7 protein-coding genes are annotated in these 6,585 nt (G+C 73.2%); 3 read left to right on the forward strand and 4 right to left on the reverse strand.

Translation table 11 applies throughout. The features are described 5' to 3' along the window. The first annotated feature begins 8 nt into the window (after positions 1-8). Positions 9-1,115: a 4-hydroxy-3-methylbut-2-enyl diphosphate reductase gene (locus tag NR072_RS09405; protein ID WP_134416874.1), complete on the forward strand. Its 1,107-nt coding sequence runs from the start codon at positions 9-11 to the stop codon at positions 1,113-1,115. 123 nt (positions 1,116-1,238) lie between these two features. Here NR072_RS09405 and NR072_RS09410 read toward each other — a convergent pair whose 3' ends face one another. The 3 genes from NR072_RS09410 to NR072_RS09420 form a co-directional block, all read right to left on the reverse strand. Next, the gene (locus NR072_RS09410; protein ID WP_256836991.1) at positions 1,239-2,939 is read right to left on the reverse strand and encodes a DASS family sodium-coupled anion symporter; all 1,701 of its coding nucleotides are present in this window, start codon (positions 2,937-2,939) and stop codon (positions 1,239-1,241) included. A gap of 139 nt (positions 2,940-3,078) precedes the next feature. Further along, positions 3,079-4,338: a DNA recombination protein RmuC gene (rmuC, locus tag NR072_RS09415; RefSeq protein WP_135101159.1), complete on the reverse strand. Its 1,260-nt coding sequence runs from the start codon at positions 4,336-4,338 to the stop codon at positions 3,079-3,081. 65 nt (positions 4,339-4,403) lie between these two features. Beyond that, on the reverse strand, positions 4,404-4,841 hold the full coding sequence (locus tag NR072_RS09420) for a hypothetical protein (RefSeq protein WP_051995311.1): 438 nt from the start codon (positions 4,839-4,841) through the stop codon (positions 4,404-4,406). 56 nt (positions 4,842-4,897) lie between these two features. Between NR072_RS09420 and NR072_RS09425 the strand changes: the two genes are divergently transcribed. Together NR072_RS09425 and NR072_RS09430 are read left to right on the forward strand one after the other, a co-directional pair. Then, complete coding sequence (locus NR072_RS09425; RefSeq protein ID WP_256836995.1) at positions 4,898-5,431, forward strand: O-acetyl-ADP-ribose deacetylase; 534 nt, start codon at positions 4,898-4,900, stop codon at positions 5,429-5,431. 95 nt (positions 5,432-5,526) lie between these two features. Beyond that, the gene (locus NR072_RS09430; RefSeq protein ID WP_041104345.1) at positions 5,527-6,003 is read left to right on the forward strand and encodes an Hsp20/alpha crystallin family protein; all 477 of its coding nucleotides are present in this window, start codon (positions 5,527-5,529) and stop codon (positions 6,001-6,003) included. Positions 6,004-6,102: 99 nt separating this feature from the next. Here NR072_RS09430 and NR072_RS09435 read toward each other — a convergent pair. Continuing rightward, a partial coding sequence (locus tag NR072_RS09435) for a GMC oxidoreductase (RefSeq protein WP_256836998.1) occupies positions 6,103-6,585 on the reverse strand: 483 nt, incomplete at its 5' end.

The raw sequence follows: 6,585 nt of genomic DNA on the forward strand, positions 1-6,585 counted from the left end.
TGGAGGGCATGTCCACTCCCTCCGTCTCCGCCCGTCCGTCCGCCGTCGGCCTCGGGATGCCGCAGGTCCCGCGCGTTCGCCGATCCCGTGAGGAGGTGGAGGCGGCCGCGCCCGTGTCCGGTGAGAAGCGCGTGCTGCTGGCCGCCCCCCGTGGCTACTGCGCCGGCGTGGACCGCGCCGTCGTCGCCGTCGAGAAGGCCCTCGAGCACCACGGCGCCCCCGTGTACGTGCGCAAGGAGATCGTCCACAACCGGCACGTCGTGGACACCCTGACCGAGCGCGGCGTGGTGTTCGTCGACGAGCTGGACGAGGTGCCCGAGGGCGCCCTGACCGTCTTCTCCGCGCACGGCGTGTCCCCGGCCGTCGTCGAGGAGGCCGCCCAGCGCAACCTGCACACCATCGACGCCACGTGCCCGCTCGTGACCAAGGTGCACCGCGAGGCCGTGCGCTTCGCCAAGCAGGACAAGCGGATCCTGTTGATCGGCCACGACGGCCACGAGGAGGTCGAGGGCACGTTCGGCGAGGCGCCCGAGCACACCACGGTGATCAACGACGTCGCCGAGGCCCGCACCGTCCAGGTGGACGACCCGGACAACCTGATCTGGCTCTCCCAGACCACGCTCTCCGTGGACGAGACCCTCGAGATCGTCTCCGTGCTGCGCGAGCGGTTCCCGAACCTGCAGGACCCGCCCTCGGACGACATCTGCTACGCCACCTCCAACCGGCAGGCGGCCATCAAGTCGATCTCGCCGGAGTGCGACCTGGTGATCATCGTGGGCTCGGCGAACTCCTCGAACTCGGTGCGCCTCAAGGAGGTCGCCGCCGAGTACGGGGCCTCCCGCGCCGAGCGCGTCGACTTCGCCAACCAGGTGGACGAGTCCTGGTTCGAGGGCGTGGCCACCGTGGGCCTGTCCTCGGGCGCGTCCGTGCCCGAGGTGCTGGTCCAGGAGGTGCTCGCGCTGCTCGCCGAGTACGGCTACGGGCAGGTGGACGAGGTGGTGACCGCCGAGGAGGACATCATCTTCTCCCTGCCCAAGGAGCTGCGCGCCGAGCTCAAGCGGGTGGGTGACGAGTCCCGCTCGCTCGGCGGACGCCGCCGCGACGCCGAGGCCTGACCGCGCCCCTCGTCTCCTCGCTGAGGCCCGCAGACTCGCCGTCACGACGCCGGCGTAGCGGCGCGTCTGCGGGCCTCGGCGTGCCCGGGCCTCGGCGTTCCGGGCCGGCGGGTGGTCAGGGACTCAGAGCCCGAAGACCCAGACGAGCAGGGTCATCGACGCGATGGAGATCAGCACGACGGCGATGATGTTCAGCCACACGCCGCCCTTCACCATCTGGCCGATGGTCACGTAGCCGGAGCCGTACGCGATGGCGTTCGGCGGGGTGGCCACGGGCAGCATGAACGCGCAGGTCGCGGCGAGGGCGACGGGCGCGGCCAGCATGAGCGGGGCGACGCCGGTGCCCAGGGCCACGCCGGAGGCGACGGGCAGGAACGTGGCCGCGGTGGCCGTGTTCGAGGTCATCTCGGTCAGCAGCAGGATGCCGACGGCGGCGATCACCACGAGCACCCACACGGGGATGTCGCCGAGGCCCTTGACCTGCTCACCGAGCCACGTGGACAGGCCCGACTTGGAGAACTGACCGGACAGGGCCAGGCCGCCGCCGAACAGCAGGAGCACGCCCCACGGCAGCTCCTTCGCGGCCTCCCAGTCGAGCAGGCGCACGCCGCGCCCGGCCCCGCCGCCGGCCGGCAGGAGGAACAGGATGAGTCCGACGACCATGGCGATGGCCGCGTCCGAGAGCAGCGGGGACGTCAGGTCCAGGACGTACTCGGAGATCAGCGGCACGGTGATCCAGGCCAGCGCGGCGAGGATGAAGACGGCGAGGACCTTGGCCTCGGGGGCGCTCATGCGGCCGAGGCGGGCCAGCTCGGTGGCGATCAGGTCGCGGCCGCCGGGGACCACGTCGATCTCCGGGCGGAACAGCACGCGGGTGAGCAGGAACCAGCACGCGAAGAGCAGCACGACGGCGATCGGCACGCCGACCAGCATCCACTGGCCGAAGCCGATCTCCACGCCGTGCTCGGCGGCCATGTGACCCGCGAGCAGGGTGTTGGGCGGGGTGCCGATGATGGTGCCGAGCGAGCCGATGGACGCGGCGTAGGCGATGCCGAGCATGAGCGCGGTGCCGAAGTTCGTCTTCGTGAGGGAGCGGATCTCGGCCTGCGTGGGGGCCTCGCCGGGCGCGGATGCGGGCGCGGTGGGGCGGGCGGCCTGGTCCGCTGCCTCGTCCCCGGTCAGGGCGCCGTCCGTGCCGTAGCGCTGGACGAGCACGAGGATGGACACGCCGATGGGGAGCATCATCACGGCGGTGGCGGTGTTGGACACCCACATGGAGATGAACCCGGTGGCGATCATGAAGCCCAGGACGAGGTTCACGGTCCTGGCGCCCATGAACTTCAGGACGCCGAGCGCGATGCGCCGGTGCAGGTTCCAGCGCTGCATGGCCAGGGCGAGCATGAAGCCGCCCATGAACAGGAAGATGATGTTGTTGCCGTAGCTCGCGCCGACGGCGTCGAAGGTGATGCCGCCGTCGGACTCCTCGGCGGGCACGCCGAGCGGGAAGACGACGAGCGGCAGCAGGGCGGTGGCGGGGATGGGCAGGGCCTCGGTCATCCACCACACGGCCATGAGCACGGCGGTGGCGGCGACGAGGCGGGGCCAGACGCCGAGGTCGCCCGGCATCAGCAGGAACAGGGCGACGGCGAGCAGGGGGCCGGCCACGAGGCCGATGATGCGCTTGACGTTCTCGCCGCCGGGCAGCGGCTCGTCACGCATGCCCGGGGAGAGGTCGTGTTCGAACTCCTGGGCGGCCGCTCGGGGGTCGAAGCGGGAGACGTGCTCGTTGACGTTGCTCGGCGGGGGGAGCGGACGGGACTGCATGGGGCCTCCTCATCAGGTCAGGCCCTCGGCGCGGCCTGGCAATTCTCTGTGAGTTTCACGGTAGCAAGTGGCCCGGGGCACGGAAAGACGACGTCGGGGGCCGCGACGGCCCACCCGCCCGGCCCCCGTCCGGCCCCGCTCACGCCTCCCGCGCCGACTCCTGCCGACGACGGCGCAGCTCGTCCTCCTCCACGCCCGCGACCAGTTCCGGGGCGGCCAGGGGCCGGGGCGCGGACTCGAGCGTGCGGATGTCCGGCGTGGGGGCCAGGCCCGGGTCGACGTCGCGGAGGCGCCGGGCGGCGGGGAGCACGCGCGACTCGACGTTGCCGACGAGCTGGTTGTAGCGGTCCACGGCGGTCTTGAGGGAGCCGCCCATGCGGTCCAGGTGGGTGCCGAGCGTGCCGAGACGCTCGTAGAGGTCCTTCGCGCTGGCCACCACGGTGTGGGCGTTCTCGGCCAGGGTGTCCTGCCGCCACGCGTAGGCCACGGACTTCAGGGCGGTCAGGAGGGAGACGGGGGCGACGAGCGCGACGTTCCGGGAGAACGCGTGGTCCAGCAGCCCGGGATCCGCGTCCAGGGCCGCGGCCAGGAGCGACTCGGCGGGCAGGAAGCACAGGACCAGCTCGGGGGAGTGCTCGAGGCCGGCCCAGTAGGACTTCGCGGAGAGCTGGTCCACGTGGCGGCGCACGGCCGCGGCGTGCTGGGCGGCGAGTGCCTGGCGCCGCTCGTACGCCTCCTCACCGGGCTCGTCCGCGAGGGCCTCGGCGGCCAGCGCGTCCCCGATGGGGGCCTTGGCGTCCACGGCCATGGCCTTGCCGCCGGGCAGGGACACCACGAGGTCCGGGCGGAGGCGCTCGCCGTCCTTGCCGGACAGCGTGGCCTGCTCCGTGAAGTCCACGTGGTGGAGCATGCCCGCCGCCTCGACGACCCGCCGCAGCTGCGCCTCGCCCCAGTGGCCCCGCGCGGAGGTGGACTTGAGGGTGGCCATGAGCGACGTGGTCTGGTTCAGCAGGTCCCGGTCCGTGGCCGCGGCGGCGCGGAGCTGCTCCCCGAGCCGGCCGAACTGGGACGCCCGGTCCCGCTCCAGCACGCTCACCTGCTCCTGGAGCGCCGCCAGCCGCTGGCCCAGCGGGGCGAGCGTGGACATCACCTGGGACTCCGCGCGTTGGCGTTCGGCGTCCTCGGCGCGCGCGGCCGTGAGCGCGCGCTGCTCCGCCCGGGCGGCCGCGAGCTCCTCTCGCGTCCCCTGGTGCTCGGTGCGCAGCGCGGCCAGCTCGGCCTGGGCCCGGCGGGCCTCCTCACCGCCGCCGGCCGCCCGGCGCCACATGAGCCACGCGCCCACCAGGGCACCCAGCACAAGTCCGAGGATGAGGGCGAGCAGCAGGCTGAGGATCTCCATGACCCCACCCTCGCAGGCCGCACGGACACGGTAGGCCGCGGCGCGCCGTCGTCGTGGTGGGCGGCTCAGCCGAAGAGCGGGTTGGGGCCGTTGGCCACGACCTGCGGGTCGCCGTCGACGCGGGCGGCGATGCCCGCCGCGGCCACACCGGGCAGATAGGGGAAGACCATGCGGGTCGAGGCCAGGGCGGCGGCGTCGAAGGCCTCCACCGCGACGGCCGGGCGGGGCCCGTCCGCCGTCTCGATCTCGCCGTCGAACACGGCCACCGCCCGCGTGGGGCGCGGGCTGATCTTCGCGACCGTGGCGGCCGCCTGCTCGGGCTCGAGGTCCGGGTGCTCCCACATGCCGCGCTGGCCGTCGGCGGCGACGGCGAGGATCGTCGGGGCGAACACGGACTGCCGGCCGAGCGTGTCGAACACGTGCTCCACCGCGAGGCTGATCAGCGGCAGCAGCTCGCCGCCGGGAGGCGTGGGGGTCGGTCCGGTGGGCGTCGGGGTGCTCATGGGGCCGAGGCTACCGGCCCTGTCCGACGGCGCCCACCCGCGCCTAGGGTGAACCCATGCAGCTCACCCTCGCTCCCGGGGACATCACGGCCACGCGCGCGGACGCCGTCGTCAACGCCGCCAACTCCACCCTGCTCGGCGGCGGAGGCGTGGACGGCGCCATCCACCGGCGTGGCGGTCCCGAGATCCTGGCCGAGTGCCGCCGCTTGCGCGAGACCGACCTGCCGGAGGGGCTGCCCGCCGGGCAGGCCGTGGCGACGACGGCGGGGCGCCTGCCCGCGCGCTGGGTCGTCCACACGGTGGGCCCGGTGTGGGCCAAGACGATCGACAAGTCCGACACCCTCGCCTCGTGCTACCGCGAGTCCCTGAAGGTGGCGGCCGGGCTCGGCGCCCGGACGGTCGCGTTCCCGGCGATCTCCGCGGGGATCTACGGCTGGCCCATGGAGGACGCGGCGCGGATCGCCGTCGAGACCTGCCACGCGATGGCGGACGAGGTGGGCGGCACCGTGGACGAGGTGCTGTTCGTGCCCTACGGGAAGGAGGCGGAGACGGCGTTCCGGACCGCCCTGGACAGGGTTGAGCGGGGCTGACTCAACTCCGTGGAATACCCCGTGGGGGGACGGCGTTGCACAGGACAGTCGCCGCTCAACCGGAGCGGCCCGCCCTGCATGAGGAGTGATCGACCATGGCTCGTCCCATTGATCCGTTCCGCGAGATGGAGCGCCTGATGACCGGCTTCGCCCGCACCTCCGGCGCCGCCTCCATGCCCATGAACCTCTACCGCGAGGGCGACGTGTTCGTCGCCGAGGTGGAGTTGCCGGGCGTGGACCCGAGCTCGATCGACGTGGACGTCGAGGAGCGCACGCTCACCGTCCGCGCCGAGCGCAAGGAGGCCCCCGCCGGGGAGGACCGTCGCTGGCTCACCAAGGAGCGTCCGGCCGGCACCTTCGCCCGCCAGCTCAACCTCGGCCAGGGCCTGGCCCTGGACAAGATCGAGGCCGACTACAGCGACGGCGTGCTGCTGCTGACCATCCCGGTGGCCGAGCAGGCCAAGCCGCGCAAGATCCAGGTCAAGCACACCGGCTCCGCCGCCCAGGTGGAGGGCGAGGCCGTAGAGGGTGAGGCAGTGGAGGACTCCGCCGTCGAGACCTCCGGCGAGTGATCGCCCTCTGACGGAGCCGCGCGTGACCGGCGCGCGGCCCGCCCCCGAACGCAGTTGCGGCGGGTCCCCACCGGGGGGCCCGCCGCTTCCGCGTGGTGGTCAGGCGCGGTCGGCCAGGATCAGCTGTGCCGCCTTCTCGCCGATCATGAAGCACGTGATGTTGGGGTTCACGGTCACGTGCTCGGGCATCACGGAGGCGTCGGCCACGCGCAGGCCCGTCACACCCTTGACGCGCAGGCGGGCGTCCAGGGGGCTCATGGCGTCGTCGTCGGCGCCCATGCGCACCGAGCCCACCGGGTGGTACACGGTGTTGTGGGTCCGCTTCACGTAGTCGGCGATCTCCTCATCGGTCTGCGCCTCCACGCCCGGGGCGAGCTCCCGGCCGGCCCACTCCGCCATCGCCGGCTGGGAGACGATCTCCCGGGCCAGCCGGATGCCGGCCACCGCGACGGCCATGTCATGGCCCTCCGGGTCGGTGAAGTAGCGCGGGTCCACGGCCGGCTTGTCCCGGTAGTCGTTGGAGCGCAGGCGCACGGTGCCGCGGGACTTGGCGAGGGGGGGGGGGGGGGGGGGGGGCCCTCG

This window comes from Micrococcus sp. Mcc89 (assembly GCF_024519795.1).
In the GTDB taxonomy this organism is placed as follows: Bacteria; Actinomycetota; Actinomycetes; order Actinomycetales; family Micrococcaceae; genus Micrococcus; species Micrococcus luteus.

Bases quoted from the DNA above. Each gene is read 5' to 3' on its own strand.
- NR072_RS09405 (WP_134416874.1), top strand. From the start codon at position 9: ATGTCCACTCCCTCCGTCTCCGCCCGTCCGTCCGCCGTCGGCCTCGGG.
- NR072_RS09410 (WP_256836991.1), bottom strand. From the start codon at position 2,939: ATGCAGTCCCGTCCGCTCCCCCCGCCGAGCAACGTCAACGAGCACGTC.
- rmuC (WP_135101159.1), bottom strand. From the start codon at position 4,338: ATGGAGATCCTCAGCCTGCTGCTCGCCCTCATCCTCGGACTTGTGCTG.
- NR072_RS09420 (WP_051995311.1), bottom strand. From the start codon at position 4,841: ATGAGCACCCCGACGCCCACCGGACCGACCCCCACGCCTCCCGGCGGC.
- NR072_RS09425 (WP_256836995.1), top strand. From the start codon at position 4,898: ATGCAGCTCACCCTCGCTCCCGGGGACATCACGGCCACGCGCGCGGAC.
- NR072_RS09430 (WP_041104345.1), top strand. From the start codon at position 5,527: ATGGCTCGTCCCATTGATCCGTTCCGCGAGATGGAGCGCCTGATGACC.